This is a genomic window from Robbsia andropogonis (assembly GCF_034047095.1).
In the GTDB taxonomy this organism is placed as follows: domain Bacteria; phylum Pseudomonadota; class Gammaproteobacteria; order Burkholderiales; family Burkholderiaceae; genus Robbsia; species Robbsia andropogonis.
Map to the genome: position 1 here is coordinate 179,531 of NZ_CP139168.1, position 26,477 is coordinate 206,007.

Annotated in this window: 17 protein-coding genes and 4 pseudogenes; 6 read left to right on the top strand and 15 right to left on the bottom strand. The window is 57.7% G+C overall.

The genetic code is table 11. The features are described from left to right. Positions 1-2: 2 nt before the first annotated feature. Both tnpB and SJQ66_RS12580 read right to left on the bottom strand, forming a co-directional pair. Positions 3-347: an IS66 family insertion sequence element accessory protein TnpB gene (gene tnpB / locus SJQ66_RS12575; protein ID WP_046154715.1), complete on the bottom strand. Its 345-nt coding sequence runs from the start codon at positions 345-347 to the stop codon at positions 3-5. Next, complete coding sequence (locus tag SJQ66_RS12580) at positions 344-724, bottom strand: transposase (RefSeq protein WP_320534349.1); 381 nt, start codon at positions 722-724, stop codon at positions 344-346. Before SJQ66_RS12580 ends, tnpB begins: the two co-directional genes overlap by 4 nt. Before the next feature lie 804 nt (positions 725-1,528). Here SJQ66_RS12580 and SJQ66_RS12585 point away from each other — a divergent pair. Next, positions 1,529-3,349, top strand: coding sequence for an ATP-dependent nuclease (locus tag SJQ66_RS12585; protein ID WP_320534350.1), 1,821 nt, complete (start codon positions 1,529-1,531; stop codon positions 3,347-3,349). After that, positions 3,346-4,611 (top strand): ATP-binding domain-containing protein, encoded by a 1,266-nt coding sequence (locus SJQ66_RS12590; RefSeq protein ID WP_320534351.1) that lies wholly within the window; start codon positions 3,346-3,348, stop codon positions 4,609-4,611. The genes SJQ66_RS12585 and SJQ66_RS12590 overlap by 4 nt, the downstream gene beginning before the upstream one ends. Before the next feature lie 7 nt (positions 4,612-4,618). Here SJQ66_RS12590 and SJQ66_RS12595 read toward each other — a convergent pair. The 6 genes and pseudogenes from SJQ66_RS12595 to SJQ66_RS12620 all read right to left on the bottom strand — a co-directional run. Beyond that, positions 4,619-4,799: pseudogene (locus SJQ66_RS12595) on the bottom strand (hypothetical protein); the annotation flags it as partial. A 61-nt stretch (positions 4,800-4,860) separates the two neighbouring features. After that, positions 4,861-5,112, bottom strand: a complete 252-nt coding sequence (locus SJQ66_RS12600; RefSeq protein ID WP_046154401.1) for a PAAR domain-containing protein — start codon at positions 5,110-5,112, stop codon at positions 4,861-4,863. Positions 5,113-5,125: 13 nt separating this feature from the next. Further along, the gene (locus SJQ66_RS12605) at positions 5,126-5,866 is read right to left on the bottom strand and encodes a putative type VI secretion system effector (RefSeq protein ID WP_320534352.1); all 741 of its coding nucleotides are present in this window, start codon (positions 5,864-5,866) and stop codon (positions 5,126-5,128) included. 5 nt (positions 5,867-5,871) lie between these two features. Then, positions 5,872-6,612: a putative type VI secretion system effector gene (locus tag SJQ66_RS12610; protein ID WP_046154451.1), complete on the bottom strand. Its 741-nt coding sequence runs from the start codon at positions 6,610-6,612 to the stop codon at positions 5,872-5,874. After that, positions 6,609-8,714 carry a T6SS effector BTH_I2691 family protein gene (locus tag SJQ66_RS12615; protein WP_320534353.1) on the bottom strand — a complete coding sequence of 702 codons (2,106 nt, stop codon included), beginning with the start codon at positions 8,712-8,714 and terminating at the stop codon, positions 6,609-6,611. Before SJQ66_RS12615 ends, SJQ66_RS12610 begins: the two co-directional genes overlap by 4 nt. Then, entirely contained in the window at positions 8,681-9,961 is a 1,281-nt protein-coding gene (locus SJQ66_RS12620; protein ID WP_320533958.1) for an IS4 family transposase, read from the bottom strand. The genes SJQ66_RS12615 and SJQ66_RS12620 overlap by 34 nt, the downstream gene beginning before the upstream one ends. A gap of 266 nt (positions 9,962-10,227) precedes the next feature. On the opposite strand from SJQ66_RS12620, the pseudogene SJQ66_RS12625 reads away from it, so the two are divergent. Beyond that, a pseudogene (locus SJQ66_RS12625) lies at positions 10,228-10,884 on the top strand (transposase); the annotation flags it as partial. 56 nt (positions 10,885-10,940) lie between these two features. Here the strand turns inward: SJQ66_RS12625 and SJQ66_RS12630 are convergent. The 6 genes and pseudogenes from SJQ66_RS12630 to SJQ66_RS12655 all read right to left on the bottom strand — a co-directional run. Beyond that, positions 10,941-11,177, bottom strand: a pseudogene (locus tag SJQ66_RS12630) (IS6 family transposase); the annotation flags it as partial. A gap of 31 nt (positions 11,178-11,208) precedes the next feature. After that, the gene (locus SJQ66_RS12635) at positions 11,209-11,460 is read right to left on the bottom strand and encodes a PAAR domain-containing protein (RefSeq protein ID WP_320534354.1); all 252 of its coding nucleotides are present in this window, start codon (positions 11,458-11,460) and stop codon (positions 11,209-11,211) included. A 15-nt stretch (positions 11,461-11,475) separates the two neighbouring features. Next, on the bottom strand, positions 11,476-12,216 hold the full coding sequence (locus SJQ66_RS12640; protein ID WP_320534355.1) for a putative type VI secretion system effector: 741 nt from the start codon (positions 12,214-12,216) through the stop codon (positions 11,476-11,478). Further along, positions 12,213-15,032: a T6SS effector BTH_I2691 family protein gene (locus SJQ66_RS12645; RefSeq protein ID WP_320534356.1), complete on the bottom strand. Its 2,820-nt coding sequence runs from the start codon at positions 15,030-15,032 to the stop codon at positions 12,213-12,215. Before SJQ66_RS12645 ends, SJQ66_RS12640 begins: the two co-directional genes overlap by 4 nt. Continuing rightward, entirely contained in the window at positions 15,029-15,994 is a 966-nt protein-coding gene (locus tag SJQ66_RS12650) for a DUF4123 domain-containing protein (protein ID WP_320534357.1), read from the bottom strand. The genes SJQ66_RS12645 and SJQ66_RS12650 overlap by 4 nt, the downstream gene beginning before the upstream one ends. Before the next feature lies 1 nt (position 15,995). Continuing rightward, on the bottom strand, positions 15,996-18,524 hold the full coding sequence (locus SJQ66_RS12655) for a type VI secretion system Vgr family protein (protein WP_320534358.1): 2,529 nt from the start codon (positions 18,522-18,524) through the stop codon (positions 15,996-15,998). A gap of 301 nt (positions 18,525-18,825) precedes the next feature. On the opposite strand from SJQ66_RS12655, the pseudogene SJQ66_RS12660 reads away from it, so the two are divergent. The 3 genes and pseudogenes from SJQ66_RS12660 to SJQ66_RS12670 all read left to right on the top strand — a co-directional run. Next, positions 18,826-19,104, top strand: a pseudogene (locus tag SJQ66_RS12660) (IS6 family transposase); the annotation flags it as partial. Between the two features lie 257 nt (positions 19,105-19,361). Further along, positions 19,362-20,903, top strand: a complete 1,542-nt coding sequence (locus SJQ66_RS12665) for an AcrVA2 family anti-CRISPR protein (RefSeq protein WP_320534359.1) — start codon at positions 19,362-19,364, stop codon at positions 20,901-20,903. A gap of 301 nt (positions 20,904-21,204) precedes the next feature. Next, positions 21,205-24,189 (top strand): UvrD-helicase domain-containing protein, encoded by a 2,985-nt coding sequence (locus tag SJQ66_RS12670; protein WP_320534360.1) that lies wholly within the window; start codon positions 21,205-21,207, stop codon positions 24,187-24,189. 364 nt (positions 24,190-24,553) lie between these two features. On the opposite strand, the gene SJQ66_RS12675 is transcribed toward SJQ66_RS12670, so the two are convergent. After that, on the bottom strand, positions 24,554-26,023 hold the full coding sequence (locus SJQ66_RS12675; protein ID WP_320534361.1) for a 3'-5' exonuclease: 1,470 nt from the start codon (positions 26,021-26,023) through the stop codon (positions 24,554-24,556). Between the last annotated feature and the right edge of the window lie 454 nt (positions 26,024-26,477).

Sequence of the window (26,477 nt, forward strand, 5' to 3'; positions counted from 1 at the left end):
GACTACGCTGCACGGGGTGTGGCGGTGCGCTGTGGTCGGCGCCAGTCGATGCCTTCAAGCAACATGGACAACTGCGCAGCGCTCAAATGCACGCTACCGGAATCGGCCTGCGGCCAGACGAAGTAACCGTGTTCAAGGCGTTTGCAGAGCAAACACAGACCCTGTCCGTCCCACCAGAGCACCTTGATTCGGTCGCCGCGCCGACCTCGGAAGACGAACACCTGGCCGCCGTACGGGTTGTTGGCAAGTTTAGTTTGCACGACAGCGGCCAAACCGTCGAAGCCACGCCGCATATCGGTTACGCCTGCGACAAGCCACACTTGCGTGCCGGGAGGTAGCCCGATCATGCGGCGCTTGTTGATGCCAAGGTTTGCGAGATGATCGTGCGCAGAATCTCGACTTCGACGTTCCCCCGAATGACGATCCTGGTCTGGCCATGCAGCCACTCGAGCTCAGTCGGGGGAACTGTGGCTAGCGCAGCACGAGCGTATTCTGAAGCAGTGGATGCGGCGCTGACGACGGGCACGAAGGTGACGTGATCGGCACGCTGATGCTCGCGACACCAGCGTGCCAGTTGATTGGCGTTGACGCCGTTGGCCAAGGCCAGAGCTGCACGAGAAACCTCCGGCAGCATCGCTTGGCGCACCAGCTCTCGCTTGAATTCCTTGGTGAAACTGCGTCGCGCAGTGCGCGGCGTCACGGGTACCACTTGCTTACCTTCCATCGTCTGCATCCGTCAAAAAATCCGACAGCATGAGCACGTTCAGGTCAATACGAAAGATGCCTTGGGTTGACGCTTACAGATTACCGAAGCATTCGGCCCGCGAAAAACCGCCCGGCGCTCAGGCTGACTCCGGCAGCCAGCTGTCGGCTTAGCGTACTTTGTCGCCCCTTTCGTCAAACGCCCCCAAATGCCGCGGTGAACTGACGGGCACTTTTGGCCGCTATGTGGTCACTACCCCTACCTGTACTTCGCACAGGGCGGGCGGATACAGCGACAATAGATATGCGAGCGAGGTGCCAGCATGGCTGGCAGCGGACAGAGGTTTGGAGCGTTGCATGGACGTACGCCCTCTGCAATCGGCCCATCGCTTGCCGTACGGGTCTGGTGGCAAAAGGAAACGTACGTATTCGTCAACGGTGCCCCCGCGCCCAAGGGTATGTATTGATGTCGCTGTGTGTTCGTTCCGGTCTCCTTGCAGCTATCCTCTCAGGGAAGCGTCCGCGCGCGCATCTGTACATCGAGTCGGTACTCGCCATCGATCCGTTGATTTTTCGATGGTTTTCCTCGCAGGTTTTTCTTCGTTCCGTCGGGGCCTGCCCCGCCGGCAGAACGGCCTCAAAGAGGCATCAGTGCTTTGTCGCTGGCTCTGCCCGGAAACGTCAACCGGGGTTATTTCCGGTCTGACGGTCTGCCTATGCAGCCCGAGAAAATACTGGCCGTCTAGCGACAGGTAAAGCGCTGACTGGTCCGTTTGTACCGGGCTATACCGATATAATCCAAATTTCGCGACACGGGGGAGCGAAAATGCTGCGCGTCGTTGATCTAAAAATTAAGAACTTCCGCGGGATCCGAGAAGCACACGTCCGCCTTGGGCGGCATACCGTCTTGGTTGGCGCGAACAACTGCGGCAAAACCACAATCATCGAAGCGTTGGCCCTCTTGTTCGGTCGAGATCGCATGGTGCGAAGCCTGACCGAACATGATTTCTTCGGTAGCAACCCGCAACCTGCGGACCGGATCCAACTCATTGCCACGATCGTGGGATTCGATGGAGATGATCCTGCGGAACACGTCGACTGGTTTCGGGACGATCGCGGCGTTCCGAAGTGGTGGAATCCCGACCGCTGTGCCGCTTCCGCGACGAAAGATGAGCCCAATTGGTCCTTGGCCTGCCAAATCGGATTTTGCGCACGGTTCGACCAACCCGAGCTCGAGGTTGAAACGGCCCGCTATTTCCATGACGATGACGTCGTCGGCGATGTGTTCGCGGACGAAGCTCCTGTTGCGGTGCCCGGCCGACTCATTCGAGATATCGGGTTCTTTTTGGTGCCGGCGAGTAGGTCGTGGGATCGTATCGTGTCGTTCGGATCAGAACTGTTTCGGCGCGTCGTCGCCTCTGCGGGTGGTCAACCGGCCACGTCGGTCTTGAAAGAGCGTGATCGACTACGCGCTCCAGACCAGCCGTTGGAAGCCGACGAAAATCTCGAGCCAATTACCACGCAACTTAACACGGAACTCGCTGGTTTTTTTCGCAGCAAACCAACCCTACAGCTCAGGGTGACGGCCACCGATAGCGACGGCTTGTTGGAGACCGTCGTACCACACTACCTTCATGCAGGAGCTCCTCTCGCTTTACCTGCGAGGCGCCATGGCAGTGGATTGATCTCGCTTCAGCACCTGCTTCTCTTGCTTCAATTTGGGCGGCAACGAGCGCAGGCGCAGGAAGGGTTCTGGATGGCTCTCGAGGAACCTGAATTGCACGTGCCACCGCCGCTGCAACGACGGCTGGTTCATCGGATACAGGCACTATCCAGCCAGACCTTTGTCTCGACTCACTCGCCCATGATCGCAGCGATGTCGGACCCGTTGTCTGTCCTCGTATTGCGTAACGACGACGGCGTCTTGTCTTCGGTACCCTTACTTCCAGAGACGTTGCCTCCGGAGGCTTCCAACGGCGTACGCAAGCTCTTCCAGCTCAACAGAGCGGACACAATTGCTGCGCTGATGCACGATGCGGTCCTGGTTCCGGAAGGGCGAATCGACTATGAATGGTTCAAGCTTCTTGTGCGGGCAGTCGATCTCAGACAGGGATGGGACGAGGGACAGGAGAGTAAATTCGGCGCTTACATCGGCTTGGTTCCCACTCACGATGCTGCCGTAGAAGCGACTGTCGGCGCGCTCGTTCGACTGCATCCTCGCATTACCGCATTGGTTGATGGCGATGCAGCCGGACGTGCTTATGCGCAGGCCATGGCGGCGGCCGCGCAGGGGCCAACGATAATCATGCGGTGGCCGGATGACTGGACGATAGAGGATGTGGTGGGGTGGGTCCTTGCTGGTGATGCTGCCGCCGCGATCACGGCGGTAGCCTGCGTAATGGATCCGGCTCTCCAATCAGTTCCAGCTCTGGTCGCGAAGCTCAAGTCGGACGATCGCGCCAAAGGGGGGCTAAAGCAGGACCAGATTGCATACGAGGTTGTTGCTGACGTAATCGGCACCACAGAGCGGTGCTGCAACCGCGCCCGCGAGTTACTAAACGCGATCAACGACGTCTCTCTGGGAGGCGATTCTCCGCGCTTTGTCGCGGCACCCGGTGCGCCGGCCATAAGAACCTTCCAACCATGACCTTGATTGCCGTGGAAGGGGCCGCCGGATGCGGTAAGACCGTGAGGCTGATGGAGTTGGTGTCCCAGACTATCGAGGAATCGCCCCTCCTTGAGGGCCAGCGGGTCTTGGCGTTGACCTTCATGCATGGAGCTCGGCGCCGCCTCAACGAGAAGCTTCGAGGGATTGAAGCGGTGAGGGGGCGTGTCGAGTGTGTAACCGTCGACAGTTTTGCGCAGCGTCTCCTGCGACGCTGGCGAGGCTTGGCCCGGGCACTTGGAATGCCTCCGTTGCAACCCGATCAGTACGATGAACAGTGCGACTGGGCCGGCGCTCTTTTGGAGTGCCCTGAGGTGAGGGCGTGGGTTGCGATTAGCTTTCCGGTTGTCTTGGTGGATGAGTCCCAAGACCTAAAACCGGAGCGTCTTCGGATGGTATCAGCCCTTGCGGAGTCGGTTTCCCTCCTGGTCGCTGCCGACGAATTTCAATGTTTGAGCCAAGAATTGCGGCCCAACCCGTGCGTCACGTGGCTGCGTGCAGCGTGCAAGCCCGTTGTTCTAACCGAGATTCGACGCACCGATGTGCAGGCACTGCTGACCGCGGCAGCGACGATTCGGGGTGGGGGCGTGGCTCAGAATGGCCAAGGGTTCAAGGTGCTTGCTGCTAAAGGCATGCCAATGGCTGGCACCTATCTCGCGAACGCGCTCGCATGGCGCAAGGGTGGAAATGCCGCGGTTATCACCCCGTCGCTGAAAGGCGGCTTCGCACAGAAGGTGGTGGCCCAGGTGGGGCAAGGCCCTTGCGGCAAACACCAGAACGGCCCTTACACGATCAGATGGGAGCAAAGTGATTCGGACGAGGTCGCTAAGCTGATTGAGATGCTTGAGTTGGCTAATGATGTTACGGCCGTGGAAGCGGTGACTGCCTTGCAACGCCTTCCCCGCAGCGGCGCAGTTCGAGAAGTGATTTCCTGGGTAAGGCGCCAAGCGCGAACCGGCGCTACCACGTCTTTTGGGCACCAGGAGGTCGAGAAGGCCATCGCCCGGCAGGTCCAGCTTCGTCGCCAGCGATACGCGGCAGACCGCGCAACGTTCTCCGCTATGACCGTACAGCAAGCGAAGAATCGAGAGTTCGACGGCGTGGTGGTGCTCTGGCCTTACCAAGTTGGAGGCGATGACGAGCACAAGCGGCGCTTGCTGTACAACGCCATCACTCGGGCGCGGCGGTGGTGTGCGGTGGTTTTGCAGAGCGAGGACCTGTTGAAGGGAGCCCCTTTCGCATGATGGCTGCCTAGTTGTGCGACGGGCGGTAATCGCTTGGGGTTCCAAGCTCGCGACGATGTTCGGCTGCACAAATCAGGTGTCGTTTCAGAGCAAAATGCTGTCGAATCGGGCCGAAGTTCGAGAGGAAACGCTGGGCTCGTCGCAGATCCCTGAGTCCGCGCCATCCGGCGCTCCCGCTCTCGGATCGGTTATGGCTGTCCCCGGGTTCGATCAAAGACCTCTTGTGGCGTGGCCGCATAGCAAAATGGCTTAGCACAAACTCGAAATCAGGTGGCATCCGCACGTTGCCTTGTCTCCATGCCGTGCGATCGGCACCCCGTCATCGGTCATCGAGGTGTCGCCCTCGACGATGACATTGGGCTTTACGTCGGGATGCCGTGGGCACGACACTTCGTCACCCTTACGGGCCACAAATATCCCGTCGAAGCGCATTTTGGTCGAAGCGGTAATGACTTTCCCGCCGTGGTCGGTGTCGTCGCCGAGGCGAACCAGATTCATCATGGAGATCGGCCGTTCAATAGCGAAAATACAGCACACCAAGCGCGCCTGGATCATTAGGCAGTTTGGTCTTTTTGGTGATTGCTGGTAGGTCGATATGTTTGACACTCGCCCAGCCAAAAACGCTGAAAATACCTTCTGCAAGGCGCACGAATCCTAGATATTTCCTCGAAATCCTGTAGGCGATTACGCCAAATATGGCTGCGGAAATAAGCGCACCCGGTATCACTTCTAGAGCAAGCGCTCCAAATTCCTGTAACGAATCCCCAGAGAAGTATGAGATCGCGGCAAATAGTAGATAAAGCGCGAGTAAGAGGCATCCAACGAGCTTGAGAAACCACCAAAACGACGCCCGATAGTGGGCATAGCGCCCCCGGCTGCAATGCGGGTGCAGGGCAATAATCCGATCGCTGATTCGACGGATGCCGTAGCCTAGCCAGCCGTCGCCATCGGGCTCGGCCACGACCTCGACCTCGTCACCCTCCTTGAACACCGATATCCACACCCAAGCCTTGACCGGCCTGCCGTCGAGTTCGAACTCTAGAAGATCGGCCTCCTCGGTCGTGTCGATTGCCATTGCGCCCAACCCGGCCGCGACGCCGCCGAGGCCGGCCAACCCGGCTGCGATCGCCGTCGCGCCCATGTTCGTGCGGTCACTTGCAGTAAAGACGAAGTCGCGACGGCATCGCATCTTGCGCAGGTTCTGGATGCGGCCGCGTAACAATTGCGCGGCACCCTGCGTGGGTTGCTTTGTCATTCTGTTCAGTAGCGGAAGTACAGTATGCCAAGCGCGCCCGGGTCCCCAGGTGTTTTCGTCTTCTTCGTGATTGCAGGCAGGTCAATGTCGCGCACGTTCTTCCATCCGAACACCTCGAATATGCCTTCGGCCAGACGAGTGAAGCCGGAGAATTTACTCGACACTCGATAAGCGACGAGCCCCAATATGAGAACTGAGCCCGCTCCACCCAACGCACAACCAATAACAAGCGTCGTCCAGTTTTGCAATGGCAATGACTGCAGCAGCGCTATCACGGCGACGAGGCCGTAAATAAAGAACAAAATCCCAGCTGAAATCCTTATCCACCAGCGCACGGATGCACGGAAGTGTGCGTACCGTCCTCGGCTGCAATGCGGATGCAGGGCGACGATACGATCGCTGATGCGACGGATGCCGTAGCCTAGCCAACCGTCGCTATCATGTTCGGCCACCACTTCGACCTCGTCTCCCTCTTCGAAGACCGACACCCACACCCAGGCTTTGACCGGCGTGCCGTCGAGTTCGAATTCGAGAAGGTCTGCTTCCTCGGTAGTGTCGATCGCCATTGCGCCCAACCCGGCCGCGACACCGCCGAGGCCTGCCAAACCCGCCGCAATGGCCGTTGCGCCCATACTCGTGCGGTCACTCGCCGTAAAGACGAAGTCCCTGCGGCAGCGCGTCTTGCGTAAGTTCTTGATGCGACCGCGTAGCAACTGCACAGTGCTCGTATTGATATCCGAAGTCATTTCTCTGATCCCTCCGCTTGGAGGCCGATGGCCTTCAATGCCGTTTCGAATCCTTCGTGTTGCTTGCCCGCAGACCAAGGGGGCGAATTCGGCGATTTGCCGAACGTGCACTTCTCAAGCCACGCTTGCAGGTCATCGTCTTCCATATAAGAGATCAACAGCTGGATCACCGTGATGACGATGGCGATCTCCCATCCCGATAGGAATAGCACGGCACGTCCGAGCAATAATAAAATAGTGCGTTCACCCAATACAACACCGGCTTCCTCTGCGGCGGTATTCATGGCTGCTGTCACTGCGACATCAACGGCCTTGCCAGCGGCCAGTGCTTCTGTCCGTGCCATCGCACCTTCAATACCTACGCCCGCCTTACCGACCCAAGCCACTTTTCCGCCAGCGATACGAGCTATCAACGGCGCGGAGGATGACATCGCCGTCAGAAGATTCGCGCTTGCGGCGGCAAAACCAAGAAAACCTTTGATGATATAGGCAGCGACAAAGGATGCCTTGCCGTCGCGTGCGTTGCTCACAACCTTCTCTGCATCGACCACAACACCGATCAATGCCGATACGCCACCAAAGTAACCCGTGATCGCCTTGAGATTTGCCAGTGTATTCCCGGCCTGCTCTGCCATGGCAGTCATCGCCTTCGTCGACGCATTGAGGCACGCCGACGTGGCGGATAGGCCGCTGGCAACCAGTAGTGCCTTATCCTGACCGCTCTTGTCTACCTTGGTCAGCGCGGCCGCAAAGCAGAACACCTCGATGATCGCCAGCACGCCGGCGATTCGTATGCCAGTGGCCGCTTCCTCGCCTTCCTTCGTGAGTCGCACGGCGTTCCACTGAGCACGCATGATCTGCCCGCGCTTATCCGCCGCCAGATCTCGCATCGTTTCCGTGAAAGCCCGTTGTGCTGGTATGCCGGCCCGCCGAAGCGCTTGATAGCCCTGTTCGAACGCTTCCCGCAGTGCTGGCTCCGCCTTCACCGCTTCCTTCACGATCTTGACCGTATCGTCCTTGCTGATGCCCACGCGCATCATCAGCACGGCGCGGATCAGGTACTCGCCGGCGCAATCGCCAGTCTTGCCGATGCCGGTCCATTTGAAGAGCGCGTTGCCAGTGGCGACGACCAACCGGTCGGTGTGATATTTCTTGAGCGCCGCTTCGGTCGCGGAGACTGGCGTCGCGTGCTCATCCACCTCCCCAATCTTTTCTCGGAGCTCCGAGAAGGTTTTCAGCTTTTCCAACGCCTTGGCTATTTTCTCCGACCACTCTGCGAGCTGCTCGCCTAGCGGCGCGCGGTAGGTGGTCGCTTGCGCGAGCAGTTCCTTGATCTCGGCTTTCGGCTCGCGTTGGTTGTACGCATAGGCACGCCAGACGAGGCTCGTGGCCTGCGTCGGGTCCGTTTGATTGACCAGGGTTTCGACTATCTTCTCGCCTTTTTCCTCGGAGGGCAGGCCGGTGATCGCCTCGGCCACCACGCCATCGAACGCGATGCCGTCGCCGATGTCGGTTTCGCTGTAGTCGTGAAGCGTCGCAAGGAGCACCGGCGCCTTCAGCCAGGCATCGACGTCGTCGGCGCGCTTGGCCTGCAACGTTTCGATGTCGTGCTGGAGCGCCTCGAACCGCGACCGGAAGTGGTCCAGCTTCGTGGTGTTGAGCTTTTCGCGGTACTTCGGCCAGGCTGCGTTCCCGATGCGCTGCGCCTCGGCCGGACTGATCTCGCCGGCCGCTTCGATGCGCTGTTCCGATGCAGCCTGCTCGGCGGGCGAGAGGATAGGCGTGATCGGCACCACCCCGTCGCCAGCGTAGGGGTTCGCCTTCATCGCTTCCCAGCCCGCCTGCAGGGCCGAGTGCATCCGGCTCTTGAATGCCACCGCGCCGTTGCGTACGATAATTTCGGCCTCTTCAATCGACTGCATGGCGTCGACCTGCACAGCCCGCTCCTTGACGTAGAGCGGAAGCATGCTTCCGGCGTCGTTGCGGAAGCCATTCAGTTCGTGCACCGCGCCAATGCCATCCCACAGAGCCAGCAACATGGGGGTGTAAGCCCAACAATGGCATTCGGTTAAGGCTTCGGCGCGGCACCAAACGAATTCCATCGCGTGCGGGGCTTGAAGGAGCGTCGCGGGTAGCGCCGCCCCGGGCGATTGCGTTGCCTGATTCGGGCCACTGCCGCCATCGCCTTATCCAGCCAGTCCGCAACAGTACGCCCTGCCATCAGAACAAGATTTTCCAGGTGGCGTCCGACAACAGACAGGCAATGCTTGAAATTGATCTTCAACGTCTTGCCGGATTGAGGCCATGAGATCGTGCGGCAGGATTCCTCTGGCCGGCCATTGGAAGGTAGCCGGTTGCGGGTATCTATTTCAAACAGTCGGGCAAGGTTGATCAGCAGGAAATGCCCATAGATCTCATGCTTTACACCGCGCTCCGTTTGCGAATGAAAGTCCTCCATGCCGATGATCTCTTTCGAAATCTTGTACAGCTCTTCGATGCCCCAGCGCCCGTGATACAGATCCGGAAAACAGTCTGCAGGATAACCGGCCTGATCCATCAGGGTCGTGGCATACACGTGGGTTTCATCCTCGATACGGCACTTCACCAGCCTGACTGAAAGCGGCTGAGGACCCACGGTGTGTCCGCGTTTTTTGAGCCCATGTTTCACTGCGGGCGACGGGACGTACTCGATAATGGCGTCCCTGCGCTCACTCCCCCAGAACGCGGCCACTTGCGAATTGGTGGTCCCCTGCTGCAGGCGGAACACCGCGTATTGTCCGCTGGCCAGAACCTGATGCAGCATCAGGTAGCTGAAGTAGCCCCGGTCGAAAATGACCAGATCTCCCTCCTCCAGTTTTGCCAGATGGTCAGGCACACAGCGGCGTTCATCGTTGTGGGGTACCAGTACGAAATCGTAGATCAGTTGTTCCTGCAGGTTGTACAAGCCGCTCACCATGCCGCAAGGGTAATGCCGGGTCGTCTCCCGCGGAGTTTTATAGCCGTATTCCAGCAGGCCGCGGGGCGCATTGATTTTCGAGCCGTCTATGGCGAAAACGCGATGCCCTTTCCAGTTCGGGGTATCCCGGTGAGCATGCCACAGTGAAATCAGTTCGTTGTTGAGCGTTTTAAAAATGGCTTCTGGAAGCTTTTGCCGGGCCTCACACAGCGACGAAGCCGCAACAGCATCGGTACGGGGCAGAGTGATCCCTTTGTCCGAACAGGACTCCCAGAGTGCGCACAGACTGCTGCCATAGCCCTGCCGGTTTCTACTCAAAACCAGCTTCAGGATGAATACGACCAGCAGCCGGGTATCGATCACGCGCTTACGTTTTCGCCAGATTGGATCCATGGCTTGACAGGTTTGCTCAAACAGTTCGCCGGCTTTTGTCCAAAACACTGATATTTCTTCATGAGGCATCGGGAAGAGGAACCTTGCTCGATTTTTTGAGAAAACTAGCATAGCGCTTAACCGAATGCCATTGTCGGGCTTACACCCCCTAAATGGGCACTACCGGCATGCCGCCATTCGATACCCGGCCACATGAAATACGCGGCTGACAAGATGCCTCCGGTCGACGCTTACGAAATGGGTGATCACGTTCGCCGAAATACGCACACTCGACATTCTCCAAGAACCGCCACGGTCGCTTCCGCGATAGCGATGTGCTACGCCATGTGTTCGAGTCGGTAGTGGGTCGATGCATGTCCGAAGGGCTTGTCAAGGGAGAAGGATTCGCGATTGACGCGAGCATCATTAGAGCCGATGCGAGCTCTGTACGCGCTGTTCCGGGTTCTGATCCCATCGACGGGGACTGCGTCAACGGCCAAAGCCGTGCAGTGCGGGAGTATCTGGAAGCATTGGAAAAAGCCAATTCGGCAAACACCGAAGTGGCAGAGAAGGAAGAGACATTGACGCCTCCAAAGAGGCTATCTCTGACGGATCCCGCCGCGAGCTGGACAGCCGCGAAGGGTGGCTTGCCGTTCTTCGCCTACTCGACCAATTATCTGATTGACCTGCAGGCGGGGATCATCGTGGACGTCGAGGCGACGCCCGCGAACCGGACGCACGAAGTGGAATCAACCAGAACGATGATTGACCGCGTTGAGCGGCGGCATGATCTCAAACCTCGACGTCTTGCAGGCGACACCGCGTATGGCTCAGCGGCGATGCTTGCCTGGATGATCCAAGAGAAGGAAATTGCACCACATGTTCCGGTCTGGGATAAAACCGCACGCAAGGACAACACATTGTCCAGCAGCGAGTTCAAATGGGGGCATTGTCACGTTGATGATGATTTAGCGAAAAAGAGGCGCTTTACGGCCATTGTTTAAAACGCAGACGGATTTTGGCCCTGGAGCGTCAAGTGACGCCACGATTCCAATCGGAGCGTAAGCTCGCGACGATGTTCGGCTGCACAAATCAGGTGTCGTTTTAGAGCAAAATGCTGTCGAATCGGGCCGAAGTTCGAAAGGAAGCGCTGTGCTTGTCGCAAATCTCTTAAGCCGCGCATGCGGCGCTCCCGCTCTCGGGTCGGTTGAGGCTGTCCCGGCGTTCGATCAAAGACCTCTTGCGGCGTGGCCGCATAGCAAAATGGTTTAGCGCAAACTCGAAATTAGGTGGCATCCGCACGTTGCCTTGTCTCCATGCCGCGCGATCGGAATTCCGTCATCTGTCATCGACTCATCGCCGTCCAGAATTAAGTTTGGCTTCACATCGGGATGCTTGGGACAGGAAACCTCGTCCCCTTTGCGCGCGACATAGCGACCGTCGAACCGCATTGTTGCGGAAGCGGTAACTACCTTTCCGCCATGATCCGTATCATCGTCGAGGCGTATCAGGTTCATCATAGATAGCAAGTTCACCTAGTATCGGAAATACAATACACCAAGCGCGCCAGGATCGCTCGGCGTCTTGGTCTTTTTCGTGATCGCGGGCAGGTCGATGTGTTTGACGTTCGGCCAGCCGAACACTTGGAAGATACCTTCTGCTAGATGTACAAAGCCCATGAACCGCCTGGCGATTCGATAGGCTATGATGCCGTAGGTCAGTGCGGCAAGCAGGCCTCCTGCAAGACAAACCAATATGAAAGGAACAATGTCTGTTGCAGAAACTGATTTAAAATAGGCGACTATTGCTATCAACATCCAAGTGGCGAGAAGTAATCCCCCGACTAGCTTACAGAACCACGAAAACGATGCTTTATAGTGCGCGTAGCGTCCCCGGCTGCAATGGGGATGCAGTGCGACGATGCGGTCATTGACTCGGCGGATGCCGTATCCGATCCAACCGTCGCTGCCGGGTTCGGCTACGACCTCGACTTCGTCTCCTTCCTGAAACACGGACACCCACACCCAGGCCTTAACAGGCGTGCCGTCGAGTTCAAATTCGAGAAGGTCTGCCTCCTCTGTCGTGTCCATCGCCATCGCGCCCAAGCCTGCCGCGACACCGCCAAGGCCAGCCAAGCCCGCCGCGATTGCCGTTGCGCCCATGTTTGTGCGGTCACGCGCCGTGAAGACGAAATCCTGGCGGCAACGCGTCTTGCGCAAGTTATGGATGCGACCACGCAACAGTTGTGCGGCACCCTGCGTAACTTCCGTCGTCATTCCTTTGCTCCCTCTGCCTGAAGACCAACAGCCTTCAGCGCTTTTTCGAATCCTTCATGTTGCTTCCCGGCGGACCAGGGCGGTGAATTGGGCGATTTGCCGAACGCACATTTCTCAAGCCACGACTGCAGGTCGTCATCTTCCCACCATGCAACCAGCAATTGAATTACCGTAATAACGATTGCGATTTCCCACCCTGATAGGAAAAGCACGATACGGCCCAGAAACAGCAGCCCAGCACGTTCGCCAATGACGATTCCGGCTTCCTCAGCCGCGGCGTTCATAGCCCTGGTCACTGCGACGTCGACAGCCTTGCCCGCAGCCAAAGCCTCCGATCGCGCTGTCGCCCCTTCAATTCCTGCACCGACCTTGCCAAGCCAAGCCACTTTCCCGCCCCCGACGCGCGCGATCAGCGGGGCCGACGACGACAATGCTGTCAAGAGATTGGCGGATACGGTTCCCAATCCCAAGGCTACTTTGAACACGTAGACCACCCCGAGCGAATATTTTCGATTTTTGAAGTTGTCAGATACTTTGCCTGCGTCCACGACTGCGCCGATCAGCGCCGATACCCCACCCAAATACCCCGTGATCGCCTTAAGATTCGCCAACGTCTGCGCGGCGTGCTCTGCCATGGCAGTCATCGCCTTAGTCGACGCCGTGAGGCAGGCTGACGTGGCCGATAAGCCGCTCGCCACGAGCAGCGCGTATTCCTCGCTGCTCTTGTCGGGCTTGAGCAACGCGGCCCCGAAGCAGAACACCTCGATGATTGCCAGCACGCCGGCGATCCGGATGCCTGCCGCCGCTTCCTCTCCTTCATGGGTGAGCTTCACCGCGTCCCAATGCGCTCGCATGACTTTGCCGCGCTCGTCGGCCGCCAGATCCCGCATCGCCCGTGCGAACGCGTCTCTCGCGGGAACGCCAGCTTGCCTGAGCGCAAGGTAGCCACGTTCGAACGCGTCTCGCAGCGCAGGTTCTGCCTTCACCGCTTCCTTCACAATCTTGACTGTATCGTCCTTGCTAATGCCCACGCGCATCATCAAAACGGCGCGGATTAGGTACTCGCCGGTGCCACCGCCAATTTGGCCTATGCCGGTCCATTTGAACAGCGCGTTGCCGGTCGTGACGACCAATCGGTCGGTGTGATATTTCTTGAGCGCCGCTTCGGTCGCCGAGACGGGATTCGTGTGCTCGTCCACCTCGCCGATTTTCTCGCAAAGCTCGGGAAATGCCTTCAGCTTTTCGAGCTTTTTGCCGATCGACTCTGCAATTTCAAAGAGCTGCTCACGCACTGTCGGTTGATACGTCGTCGCTTGCGCGAGCAGTTCCTTGATCTCAGCTTTCGGCTCGCGCTGGTTGTAAGCATAGGCACGCCAGACAAGGCTCGTGGGCTGCGTCGGGTCCGTTTGATTGACCAGTTTTTCGACGATCTTCTCGCCGTTTGCCTCGGACGGCAGGCCAGTGATGGCCTCGGCCACCACGCCATCGAAAGCGAGACCGTCGCCGATATCGTTCTCGCTATAATCGTGCAGGGTTGCAAGCAGCACTGGCGCTTTCAGCCAGGCATCCACATCGGCAGCTCGCTTCGCTTGCAATTGCTCGATATCTTTTTGGAGTTGCTCGAAGCTTGAGCGAAAGTTGCCAAGCTTCGTCGCGTTAAGCTTTTTGTAATAACTCGGCCAGGCTTCGTCACCAATACGTCGTGCTTCCGCTGGGCTGATATCTCCGGCCGCCTCAATTCGATGATCCGCCGCGGCCTGCTCCTCTGGAGACTGCAAGGGAGTGATCGGAACCACGCCATCGCCGGCGTACGGATTAGCCTTGAGGGCTTCCCATCCAGCCTGAAGGGCAGAACGCATCCGGCTTTTGGACGTGACAGCTCCGTTTCGCACGATCACCTCTGCCTCATCGATCGACTGCAGGGCGTCAATTTGGGCTGCGCGTTCGTTCACATAAATCGACAGCATGCTCGCGGCGTCATTGCGAAATCCGTTGAGTTCATGCACTGCGCCAATGCCATCCCAAAGCGCCAGTAGCATCGGCGGATGTGACTTATCCTTACCAGTGTCGCCGACGTTCTTCATCAGCTTCAGCAGTTCTGTACTGGCGGAGCTGGGAGTCGCCTGACGGATCGACAAAGGATAACGCGTTGCTTCGCGGGCTAGCAGCGCCGATTGATAGCGGCCGGTGTCGTCGGACAGCGGGACCGATGGCGGATTCAAGACTTTTGGATCGAATCCCGGCATATATTCGACCACATCATCGATCGACGACTGCGTGGCCAGCACCGCATGCCCACTTGAATCCGTTTGCGCTTCGATCCACTGGGCTGGCTCGATCAGTTGCATACGCTGCTGACGCAGACTCTCGTTTTTCGCATATTGCGTGAAGATGTCGTCGTGCCAGGCGTGCTCGGAGAAGGCGAGCCACACCTTGCCGCATTTTTTCGGCTGCTCGATGGCGATCATGTCCATCTGCACAGCGATGCCCTTCTTCGCGCAGGCAAGATCCGTACGCGGCTCGCGCGGCAGCGGCGGCGGCTGGTCCTGCTTCCACAGCCGCCCATCCGGTGTCACCCGGTAGGCTTGCCAGTAGTTACGCCCGCGCGCGCCCTTCTCGTAGAACAGGAACAACCATCCTGCGCGCAGCGTGCGCAGGCCGTACTCGTGGTCCTGCAATGCGATATCGGTCATGCCGTTGCCGGTGATGCCGCCTGGCAGCTTCACGTCGGCATTTTTCGGGAGTACGGCATAGCGTACGGGCAAGATTGGCAGGCCACTCTTCTGGCAGTTTTCACATGGAGTCTGGTCGGTCATGCAGTGAATGTACCAATATTGTTATTGACGTACCAAGCCCCGCCTTTTATCTCATCTATTTCCTGCTCTGACAGTTCACCTGCCGCGGCCGCATAGAAATAGTCGCGCGAAACCTCACCGAGCGCCTTCAGGATCCGCGGATGCGAGTCAAAATGCGGATGCCAGGTGAGTGCCTGGTCAATGAAAAACAGTGCATCGGCGCGATCGAGTCCGTACAAATGTGCACGCCCGGCTGCTGCCACAGCGACCCCGATCTCTTCGGGCGTCGGTTGCCGGTCGGTGGCATTCATATGAAGTGCGATCGCGCGGTTGACGATGCCATGCCGCCGGATCGCTGCCCACTGTTCCGGCTTGAGCATCAGGTCCTTCACCATCGCGTCGTATAGGCCAGTGTACGCCGTTAGGCGTGCGCCTGCGTCGAGTGCATGCCAGGTCTTGACCGGCCCGAGTAGCGTTTCACGCTGCATCAAAGTCAGGCAAGGCCACAGCAGCCCAAACGCGCGCGAGTCTTGAAACCGAAGTACGCACGTCTTGCCGCGATCGTCGGTTTGTAGCGCGTGCTGTGAGAGGTGTACCGCAATCTCATCAGCGCTCGAGGCAGTCGCCAGCCAGCCGCCAATCCGCTGTCCCGGCCCGCGGCTCACCGCGTCCGGACGGCGATCCGCAAGCGCAACGCGCACGCTCTCGCCCAAAAGCCAGCCGAAGTGTGGTTTCGTCGGGTCTAGAGATAGCAGATAGGGCTGGTGGTCGGCCGGAAATGCTTCATGCTTGATCGCTATCGTTGCGCGCGGAAGCGCTGCAAGTGAGGGCTTGCCTTTTGCCGGCTGCTGCAATGCACGCGGCTGCGGATCGACGAGCACAAGGCAGTGCATTGCACGATGCCGGGTAAAGTAGTCCCGCAGCGCGAGTACAGTTGTTTCCACCACTGCGGCTTCGCTAGAATGCGACCTATTCTCGATCATATCAATCCAGCTCCATAACCGATGCGCTATCAGCGGCCGCACCAGCAGCTTTCCATGAGCAGCCCTTGTCGACGCTTGTGAGCGTTGCCGGCACCCGCATAGACGCAGCGCCGGGTTTGTCCCAGCTCGCGCACTTTTCCAAGATGGAGCCCGTCGTGCCGTTCTCGATTGCCTCGGCCGTGATCTTGATGTACGAGCCCCCTGCGCCGATCCAGATTTCCTTGTCGGCCGAGATGACTACCCGACCCGTCGAGCTTGTGATCGTTAGGTCCTTCAGTGCAGACAGCGACATGGCGTTGCCCTGCGCTTGGATTTCCACTTTCCCCTTTGCGGCGAACAGTTTCATGCCGGCGTTTTGTACAAACAGGCTGAACTTTTCCATGGCACCAACAAGCAGCGACTTGCCCGTGGCAATGTTCGTGTTCTGACCGCTCACGATGTTCACATGCTGACTCGCCGTCGCCTGCAGTGAGTCCTGCGTCGACAGCCCCATGCTGGCCGGGCTTGCTAGCAACATGACTGGCGTGCCGAAGCCGTTTGCGGTGCCCGTGCCACCGCCCGCAGTGCGTCCGCTTGCCGTGCTGCCAGATCGGCTGTAGCGCGTTGCTTGGGCGAACTTATCGAGTGATTCCAATCCGTCTTCCAGGCCTTCAGCTTGGTTTGCTGTGCTGGCCTGGGACGCGGTGTCAACAACCTGCTTCGCGCCTGCAAGCTGTTCGAACGCTGCACTGGTGTCAAGCGGCTGCGAGGCCGAAGTAGGATGGGTGGAAACGAAGAGCCCCTGGCCCGCACGTACGGCACCGTACGCATCAGACTTCAGATCAAAACCGCTGCCCAGAAAAGCGCCTCGCGCGTTGTTGTTTTGCTGGATGAGATAGCCCAGATGCAGATGGCTCTGGTAGCTGCTCGAATAGAGATGCACGCGATTCTGGGCAGTGGAGTCATCCAGGACCAGCTGGTTATATCCGCTCCCACTATATTCTTTCGAGAGAAGCCCGGAGAGCAGGCCATTCGTGTGCCAAGTCGGCTGCGTTGAACCTCCGAACACACGGGAGACAATGACTGGCCGGTCACAGTCCCCCCCGACGAAGTCCACCAATACCTCGTCGCCGGCACGCAGCGGATGAACAGCGCCGCGCTGGCCACCCGCGTCGGCAAACGCCGTGCGGACCCAGCAGGAGGACTGTGCATTGAGATACCACGGAAAGTGAAGTCTGGCGCGGTTCAGGCGATCGGTCTGGACCTCCTCACTGCCATTGGCAACGACCATTGCGTTCATCAGCGCCATTTGCGGCTTGTGGTGCTCCCGAGGCAACCGGAATGGCGTGCTACGGCGTTGAGCCTCGACGCGTACTTGGAAGAATCCCTTGCTACCGTCCGAATGGGTAACGGTCGCCCCCGACTCGCTGGAGGCCATCGCCTCCATTTCGTGACGCAGACTATCGTCAAACAACGGATACGCGTTCATGCCTGGCACGTTGTTACGGATGGCCCATTTCACGCCAAGGATCACATACTCGTTCTCCCGCGATGATGGGCTGGCGCTCGCGCCGCTAATGTCGAGAGTGAAGCGATAGCCGGGCATCGCTGATCGAAGGCCGCCGATGGCATCAAAGCGCTGGATCTGCGACTGCCATGCTTCCACACGCGTGCGGGCCTGCCGCTCACCGTCCTTTCGCTCGCCCCAGGTGTACGCGCCCGTGTAGTCGTAGACCTCACCGTCGACGGGCACCGAATCCGGCGCCAAGGTAGCCACCTGCACGCGCTGCTCGACAGTCGGTCGCTTGTAGTCGAACGTAGCGGCTGTCAGCCCCGCGCTGTGCAGTTGCAGCCGCTGGCGCCACGACACAAACCCGTGAAAATCCTCATTGCCGCCCGCGCGCCCGAGCTTAACGGTGCTCTCTGAAAGCGCAGGCACATTGAACACATCGTCCATAATCACGAGGGTGTGGGAGCGACCATCATCGGCGAACTCAAAACGACCAAAGACGCCAGCCTCCTCCATGCTCCGGTAGACGAAATTCAGATCGAACTCGCTTTGCATGCGATAGGAGTATGACGGCATTGCCTGGCGCAGTGCAAACCTGAAACCCTTGCTTCTTGCCTGAGGGTGCTGACAAAAAACGTCCGACAAGATACGTTCACCGGTGACTTCTTGCCAGTCGCGTTGATCACGTCGCAGGCGCAGAAAGTACAGCCACGACGAAAATCGTAGTTGGTAGAAAACGCAAGAACCATCCCCACCAAGTTCCGTGAGGTCGTGCACATAGCCGTGGATCGGCATGTACGAACCGTCAGCTTGCTGGATCCACAATGCGATTTCGTTGCCGAGCAGAGTGGTAGCATCGATTGGACTTCCGGTGCGCAGGGCAGCCGCTTCGACGACGAATTCGTAGTCTCTCCCGAGGTGGCCCGAACCTTTCACCCAGAGGGGAACCAGTCGGTCGGGTCCGGCGGGAGTATCGAGTTTGATAATGCGTTGGAATTGCGAGTAGCCGCCCTGAAGTAGCTGGCTAAGGGATTGCGACATCGCGTGCTCCGTTCACATTTTATTCTTATACTGCGCGTTTCGCATTCTAGAGAAAACGGGCACTATGCTGCAACATAATAAGACGTCGAGGCGATAGGTGGCAACTTGTTGACGTAAACGAATTACCCGCCCGCCCTAGAAAAGTGCCAACACGACTTTCGTCAGCTAAGCATTCTTAACGATTAGTCATTTCATGATTTATAAAATATTGGACCAAAATGCCACACAGTTTCGTCAGAGAGGGCCGGGGAACGATGGAAAGCATTGTCACGTTGTCGAAGCGGTAGAGTAAGCTTGACGCATGACAACCTCGTCTATTTACCGCGGCCATTGCTTTCCGCCTGCCATCATCAGCCTCGCGGTGCGCTGGTATTTTCGCTTCTCGCTGACCTTTCTTGATATCGAAGAATTGTTGCTCGAGCGCAGCGTCGTGGTGAGCTACGAATCGATCCGACGATGGTGCGATAAATTCGGCGATCACTTTGCCTGACAAGTGAAGGTCACCGGGCGCAAGGCGAACACTTGGCATCTGGACCAGATGTTCGTGTGTCTGTGCGGTGAGCGTTACTGGCTATGGCGTGTCCGTGCGAGGAAAGCCACATAAAAACCAGTGCTGATGCAGGCTGCCCGTCAGCTTTACGTAAACCTTTCATCTCTACACGTTTATCAAGGTCAACGCGCTGGACTTGGCGCAATCGGAGAAAGTACAGCAGGCCTTGACCAGCCATTTGGGGCGATCGCTGAACATCGGCCGCGCTGCTGGCGAGCGACGGCTGGATCGAGGTGCAAGGTTTTTCAAGATAAGTCTCGTTCTCCACATTCTTGCATTACATGATCATGAATCGACCGCCATTGACTTCCGACGCAAGCATGCTGGAAGTTGAAATTGAATCGCTACGCTTTGCGCTCGGGAAGCACGTTGTGCTTTCTGATGGGGCAATGCTTGCCTCCGGCGACCTTTTCAAGGTGGTACTGTCTGGCTCGATGGCGCTGGATGGCCAACCTCTACGGTGCGCCGGTTTCTTACCAGGGGTCACGCTATGGTTGAGCGCGGGTCACGTGCGTCCGATGGACGGCGAAGACCCAGATGAACTGCTTGACTACATCTGGCAGAAGATCCGCCCTAGACTCATCGAGTGGTTGGGCGTGCCCGCGTCGCCCGCAGCCGTAAAGATGGCGTTCCGTGATTTGCGCCTCGAAGCCGGGTGGGACGATCGGCATCGTGGACAGGCCGGCGCCATGGAGATTGAGGTGCGGCACGCGCCAGAGGCAATCGCCCAGTACCGCAAACGTCGCCGCTCGCAGCCACTGGTGGAGCGAGCGCCCACGCCGGAAGAAGAAACCCGTCAGCAGCAAGCAACGATTCGCGCCTTGCTCATCGAGGCGATCAGCCGCAGTAGTGATACAGCCAACCCGAAGCTCGCTCGCTTGCCGGGCCTCGTGCGGTATCGTGTGAGTGGCGCAATGAAAGCGTGGCACGCTGCACGGGACGCGTTAGACGCGGTGGACTCGCAGAGCTTCACTCAGGCGCTAAGGACAAAAGGGGTGCTTGCGCTGATGCGATTCATCGATCCGTTCATCCGGGACATACTGCCTAACGGGGCAGACGGATTCAACGCCATGCAGGTCCGGATGATCGCGCAATACAGCATCATCTGGCTTGCATTTGAGGTGCGTCATGGTGTGTTCTATGAGCCGACACCCCCATTGCACCGCCTGCTCGACGACTCTTACATTGCTGACGACGTGCCGGTCGGAATGATCACGCTGCCTGCCGACACGGTGTGCATTATTCCTGAACCGTCGCGGTGGAAGAAGGCCGGTGATGTCGAGGCGATCGCCATTTTTCGCACCGAACAGACGCTCGACCTGGTTGCGTGGACATGCCAGGATAGCGCGACGACCGGCGCGATGGACGTCATCAGCTTGTCGTTGGACGATCCAGATAAAACCATTCATGCGCTGCTCGATGAATCCTTTCGCAACTCACGGGACCCTGAGGATGGGGAGACACTTGCGCTCTGGCGCGGCGCCATGGATTACAGCATCAAAATGTTGCTGTACCTGAATGCGCGAGATGCGCAGATCGTACACGAGCAGGCGTATACCAAGGCACCGCGTCAGTTCAATGGGCTGGGCAAGCGCCGGCGCGCCGAGCGACTGGCTGAGATCGAACAACTCTATGACCGGCATATTGTTGGCCCGGCGATCCTGGATGTGGGGCTGGCACCGTCCCTTGGGGGAGACGGAGAGCATCACGAGGTTCGAGGGCATTGGCGACGACCGCACTTCCGGATGCAACCGCATGGGCCGCAGGCAGCGCTGCGTAAGTTGATTTTCGTGGGACCGACGATCGTACGGCCGGACCGCCTTAACTAACTGATCACCGACCTTCTAATCATCGAAGGCGATCCGAATTTCATTGTTTGACCGGCTCCAGTACTAGTCCGAAACGGCTGTAGAGTAGGTCAGTTAATAAACTGACCTTGCCTCGAAACGACTTACAGCAGAGATGTAAGCTTGAACTTCCCTCGGTATGGCGGACATTTCTGGCCTATGATCTGAAAACTCCCAACCACTTGCATTACGCATAGACACTCGATTGAAATATCAGTGGGACGGGAGCGCGAAGGCGTCGACTAGGTTCTGCTCTGGCCGACGAAAGCAACGACCAAGACCAATGAACAATAGTTATAAATTTACCGAGAAGCGCCGTTTCGCGTGGATGTTATTTCGCAAACGGAAGGCCATCAAACTGGAGCCGGCAACTATCTGCTTTAACGAAGGAACATATCATCTCCTCTCTGTTCGCAATGTTCAGGAGAAGCCGGCACCGTTTCCCGTGTCGATATTCCGGGTGACGCAACTGCAGATCGACGTCGTCAGTGATCACAAAGTCTTTACCTTCCGACTGATTGCGAAGCCTGCCCGTGCGACTGAACTTCAGCGAGCGATCATCGAGACTGCCCGAACTGCGATGACAAAGTTCGTGGATAAACTGACCGCTCAGGTGACGGCTATCGAGGCGGCTAAATCCGAAACGTACGCCGAACTGTCGTACGTACGTCACTCTCGAGGCCAGCGCCTCGCTGAATCTTATTTGAAGAGTGCTGAGTCCATTCGCTCACGACTAGCGACGTGTACGGCGTGGCATCTGCTCAATGTCAATCAGAGAGAGCGGGTAGCCGCACTCCGTGTTCGCATGGACGCACTCTTTCCTTATCTGAAGGACTGGCCTAAGACACGCGACTTGCATAATGAAATGTTTGTGTCGCACTATGCCCACCACGAGCAACTCTACTTTAGGAACGTCGAGAACAGCCCACTAACGAAAGAACAGGTGGATGCCGCGTTGACGTTTGACGATGCCACAATTGTCGTCGCCGCCGCCAGTTCCGGAAAGAGTTCGTGCATTGTCGGTAAAATTGGCTTCGCCCTTAAAGCGGGTCTGTTCCGGGATGATCAGATCCTCGCCCTAGCCTTCAACAAGGATGCAGCCAGACAATTACAGGAACGGTTGAATGGCAAGCTCGCGCCAGTACTTGGACGTCGCGTGAACGTCGCGTCGAAAACATTTCATGGATTCGGATTGTCGATTCTTCTGCAGCATTACGGAGCGGACTACGAACCCAGGGTGCTGAAAGAAGAAGGCAAGGAGGAGGGTCGTGTTCTCAAAGCTGCCATCGACGGGTTGCTCGCGAACGACCCCACATTCCAGACGGCACTGGTAGAGTGGATGATGACAGCCGGCTACGAAGATCCGCAACCGCTCGGGTCAACAGAAGACCTCAAGGAGTGCGAGCGGCGTTACGAGGAATGCTGCCGTGAGCGTATCCGGTCGAAGAATAACGCGTCCAGAAAACCCTACGAGCCAACGATTCCAACATTTTCGGACAAGCTTTACGTTCGATCGCTTCAGGAACGTAGCATCGCCAACTGGTTGCTGATGCACGGAATTCCGTTTGAGTATGAGGCTGCGGATTGGGAGGGGGGAAAGCGTCTAGGCCTACGGCCGAAGACGCCGACGAGTCGCAGACCGCCGTACACCCCAGATTTCACCTACCGCGCCACGCGCACGCTACCGGACGGCAGCCCTGGTTCAGTACGGATCGTCCACGAACACTTTGCACTCGACTCGAGCGGCAACGCTCCCGAATGGCTGGGCGGAAAGCGATACGTCGAGCAGGCAAAAGGCAAGCGTAATATGTATAAAGCGTGGGTCGGCGAAGCATCAAGCACCACCAGTGAGGGGATCCACTTTTTCGAAACGCGCTCGGCCGACCTGTACGATGGCACCATCTTCGACAAGCTTCGAACCTCTTTGGAATCTCAAGGGATCACGATTGGATCGCCGAGCCCGAAGATTGCAGCAAGAGCGCTTGCCAGCTTTCGGGAGTCTAACGAACACGAACGACTTCTGACTGACTTCGTCACTAGCTTCAAGGAATCGGGACTGACGAAGGATGAAGTGACACAAGCTGGCACAAACTCCGAGAACCCGCATCGGGCCCGGCTCTTTCTGCGTGTGGCATTCAGACTATTCGATGAATACGAACGTGCACTGCATGGCCTCAGTGCTACGCCGGAGCGGATAGACTACGCGGACATGCTCCGCGATGCCCAGCGCCTGCTCGCGCAAAAGAAGGTGAAAGTACCGTACCGGTTTATTCTGGTGGACGAATTCCAGGACATTTCCGCCCTTCGAGCGAATTTGGTGAAGGCAGTCCTCGATCAGGCTCCGGATGATTCCATCTTATTCTGCGTTGGCGACGACTGGCAAACAATCAATCGGTTCGCTGGTTCAGACGTCAGCATCTTCACAGGCGCCGAAGCATATTTCCGCCGTCATGTTGAACTCCTCAAACTGAGCAAAACATTTCGGTGCACCCAGGGTATTGCCGACGTTTCGCGAAGATTGGTCATGCACAACGAGAACCAGTTCGACAAAGATGTGAAATCGCATTATCCGTTGGTCTCTGACACCGTTCGGATTGTGGAGCACGGAGCCACAGCATCTGAGCGGCGACAAGCGCTCATCAGCGAGCTTGATCTCATCGCGCAAACCGGAAAAGACATCATTCGCGCCACAGCCGCGGCGGTACATGGCAAGATGCCGGCCGAGAACGAAATTTCCTTAGTACAGATCCTACGCAGAACTCAGACCGATTCGAGCGCGCCTGAGGGCCTGGACGACGAATTTCTCGACGACCTCAAGGAAAGATACAAGAAATGCCTGACAATCCTTGTGATGAGCGTACATGGCTCCAAGGGATTAGAGGCAGACTTCGTGATCATTCCGGGTCTCGACTCGGGCTTCCGGGGCTTCCCGGATGATCGGCCAGCGGAATGGCTTCGGGACCTCGTGCTGCCACGGATTACTGATCCAGTTGAGGAAGAGCGCCGACTGCTCTATGTCGGGCTAACAAGAGCTCGCTACCGATGCACGGTACTCGTCTCAGCGGAAAGGCCAAGCCAGTTTGCTCTCGAACTCGCCGCAAACGCCGACACCTCACCGGCGATCGAGTGGATTCGCCACGACAGCCAGCGTGTTCCGTGCCCACGCTGCCAAATTGGTTCTCTCGTACTTCCTGACACCCGAACGTCTAAACGGGTGTGCACTAGGCGTAACTCGTGCGGATTCCGGGAAAGACCGGAGCCCGGTTAAGGCGTTCTGGTGCAAATAGGTAAGAATATTGAAAATTTTCTTACCTGTAGGGGTCGTCTCGGAAAACGGACTGCAAAGTACGCTAAACCGGTTGCAGCGGCCTGAAGGCAATCGCTTTCGGCGGTCATAAAACGTCGTGCGGGGCCGTGTTGATATCGAGCCTGTCCACGTCGAATAGGGAGTAGAGGTCTGGGGAGAAACGGAACAGCCAACTCACCACCTTGTCGCTGCGCCCCACCTCCGCGGGACATAGCGGCGGACACTCCGTACGCTCGACGCTTTAATAACACGTTACGCCGTAAAAAATGCGGTGACATCATAAATTGTTACGGCGTAACGTTTTATTCAAGCGTCTAGGGGGCGCTTACTTGGACCCGTTTATCAGAGCCCATGCCAATTCGTTTTGGATCTCCGTGATATCCAAGACGTGCTTTGCGCGTGTGCATGCGACATACAACAATCGTAGCTCATCCTCGTCCAAGGCCGTCTTGCCATCCTCCTTTCTAAAGCGGAAGTCGTTCATCAGCTTGACGCGCCCCCATTCAAGGCCCTTGGCACGGTGAACGGTGGAGATGACGTAATCCGCTTTTTCCTCGGGTGTGATCATCGGCACCAGGCTGCGCAAACCGTTCGTACCGTATTCGTCGATGAACTCGACAATCGGTTGCGTGTCGCGGCCCGCGACGCTGCGCGAATAATCCTGCGCCTCTTTCCATGTCTCGAAAAGCGAGAACGCAGCCGGACGGAATGCTCGCTTGCCGGCCATCAGGGAATCGGCGCCGTCCGCGTAGGCGAGTATTTCAGCCGCACTCATCCGAATCGCGGGCTTTTTGCCGGCGACCACGCCCGAGGCAAGCTCCCATATGGCTGTGACGTTTTTGCGGCACAGAACCGCATCAACCGGAGGCTGGATGGACGGATCGTAGACCACGAATGAGCCGAGATTCTCTTTGCCCCGAACCGGTGTTTTTTCACCGAGTACGCGCAGAATCTCGCTCGCCAATATTGCAATCTGTGAGCCAAATCTGAATGACTGCGTCAGCCGGCGCTCGGGCGCCTCGATCGCGGCCATCGCATTGATCGCACCACGCCATTCATAGATTTGCTGGTAGGGGTCACCGACGTAAATCGTTTGCGCATGCTTCTGACGGCTGAGCACAGAGAGCATGACACCATCGCTGTCCTGCGCTTCGTCAAAAAGGATGACGTCGGCGTTGATCTTCGGGTTGGATTGCGCCCAGACTTTCAGATAGACATCCGGGATGATGGCGCTGCGTCCTTTCGGATCAACGCTTTCTTGCCACCGTCGGACCACATGGGGCACGAGATTGGAGCGCAGCCAGGCGGCCGCGCGCTCGTCAACCTTCTCGTCGACGACGATGTGCTCAGCGAGCGGTACAGCATCGGCTGAACGACAAAACCGACCCAAGCCTTCAATGATCATCCTTCCGAGATCGAATTGCTCGAGATCGAGATCTCGTCCCGTTACCGATGGAACCCGAATTGGCTGGATCTTATAACGCGCGGCTAATTGATGAGGTGCTTCTTCCGGTAAATTGAGCCGTGCGGTAAGTGCCGCGTTGACTGACGCGAAGGCGAGCGAGTGCACGGTCCGGCAGTTCACGGATGCCGGGAATTTATGGCGTGCATGCTCGGCGATGGTTTTATTGAACGCGAGGTAGCTGCAGCGCCGCTCGCCCATCGCGCTGGCGAGCAGCTCAAGCGTGGAGGTCTTCCCGGCGCCGGCATAGGCTTTCACTTTGAGATCGCCGCCCTGCAGGGCCGCATCGACCACGGCGCTCTGCTCAGCGGTAGACGGGAACAGAAGAGACATCGTCATGCCTTGCAGTAAAAGCGACGATCCATGCGGATACCTTGGTGCTGTATAAATAACCAGTATTGAAGTGTACGCTATTCGCCAGCTTTCTTGGGTAACTGAAATGATGTCGTCTATCGGGTCAACGCCGGGCGTTACGAACTAGTGCCTAAACGCCTCGATCATCAGCCTCATTCTGCGGTCGCTTCCGTATAAATTCCGGATATTTACCTTACAGTAACGTAAAGAATGCTGACTCAGCGGAGAAGATCATAGCTGTACCAGAGCACGCAGACGATATTTCGTTATTGGACGGCGTAACGTAAAACGACCGAGAGGACGGCCGCGCAAAGAAAACCCCCTGTCGAACATGGAGCGCCAAAAATCGTTTCGCGCACACCGGACGGTTGCTATTAATCCGTTACCGTAACAAAAAAATAGACCGCGATTCGACCGGAATTCAACGGCTACT

Bases quoted from the DNA above. Each gene is read 5' to 3' on its own strand.
- tnpB (WP_046154715.1), bottom strand. From the start codon at position 347: ATGATCGGGCTACCTCCCGGCACGCAAGTGTGGCTTGTCGCAGGCGTA.
- SJQ66_RS12580 (WP_320534349.1), bottom strand. From the start codon at position 724: ATGGAAGGTAAGCAAGTGGTACCCGTGACGCCGCGCACTGCGCGACGC.
- SJQ66_RS12585 (WP_320534350.1), top strand. From the start codon at position 1,529: ATGCTGCGCGTCGTTGATCTAAAAATTAAGAACTTCCGCGGGATCCGA.
- SJQ66_RS12590 (WP_320534351.1), top strand. From the start codon at position 3,346: ATGACCTTGATTGCCGTGGAAGGGGCCGCCGGATGCGGTAAGACCGTG.
- SJQ66_RS12600 (WP_046154401.1), bottom strand. From the start codon at position 5,112: ATGATGAATCTGGTTCGCCTCGGCGACGACACCGACCACGGCGGGAAA.
- SJQ66_RS12605 (WP_320534352.1), bottom strand. From the start codon at position 5,866: ATGACAAAGCAACCCACGCAGGGTGCCGCGCAATTGTTACGCGGCCGC.
- SJQ66_RS12610 (WP_046154451.1), bottom strand. From the start codon at position 6,612: ATGACTTCGGATATCAATACGAGCACTGTGCAGTTGCTACGCGGTCGC.
- SJQ66_RS12615 (WP_320534353.1), bottom strand. From the start codon at position 8,714: ATGGAATTCGTTTGGTGCCGCGCCGAAGCCTTAACCGAATGCCATTGT.
- SJQ66_RS12620 (WP_320533958.1), bottom strand. From the start codon at position 9,961: ATGGATCCAATCTGGCGAAAACGTAAGCGCGTGATCGATACCCGGCTG.
- SJQ66_RS12635 (WP_320534354.1), bottom strand. From the start codon at position 11,460: ATGATGAACCTGATACGCCTCGACGATGATACGGATCATGGCGGAAAG.
- SJQ66_RS12640 (WP_320534355.1), bottom strand. From the start codon at position 12,216: ATGACGACGGAAGTTACGCAGGGTGCCGCACAACTGTTGCGTGGTCGC.
- SJQ66_RS12645 (WP_320534356.1), bottom strand. From the start codon at position 15,032: ATGACCGACCAGACTCCATGTGAAAACTGCCAGAAGAGTGGCCTGCCA.
- SJQ66_RS12650 (WP_320534357.1), bottom strand. From the start codon at position 15,994: ATGATCGAGAATAGGTCGCATTCTAGCGAAGCCGCAGTGGTGGAAACA.
- SJQ66_RS12655 (WP_320534358.1), bottom strand. From the start codon at position 18,524: ATGTCGCAATCCCTTAGCCAGCTACTTCAGGGCGGCTACTCGCAATTC.
- SJQ66_RS12665 (WP_320534359.1), top strand. From the start codon at position 19,362: ATGAATCGACCGCCATTGACTTCCGACGCAAGCATGCTGGAAGTTGAA.
- SJQ66_RS12670 (WP_320534360.1), top strand. From the start codon at position 21,205: ATGAACAATAGTTATAAATTTACCGAGAAGCGCCGTTTCGCGTGGATG.
- SJQ66_RS12675 (WP_320534361.1), bottom strand. From the start codon at position 26,023: ATGTCTCTTCTGTTCCCGTCTACCGCTGAGCAGAGCGCCGTGGTCGAT.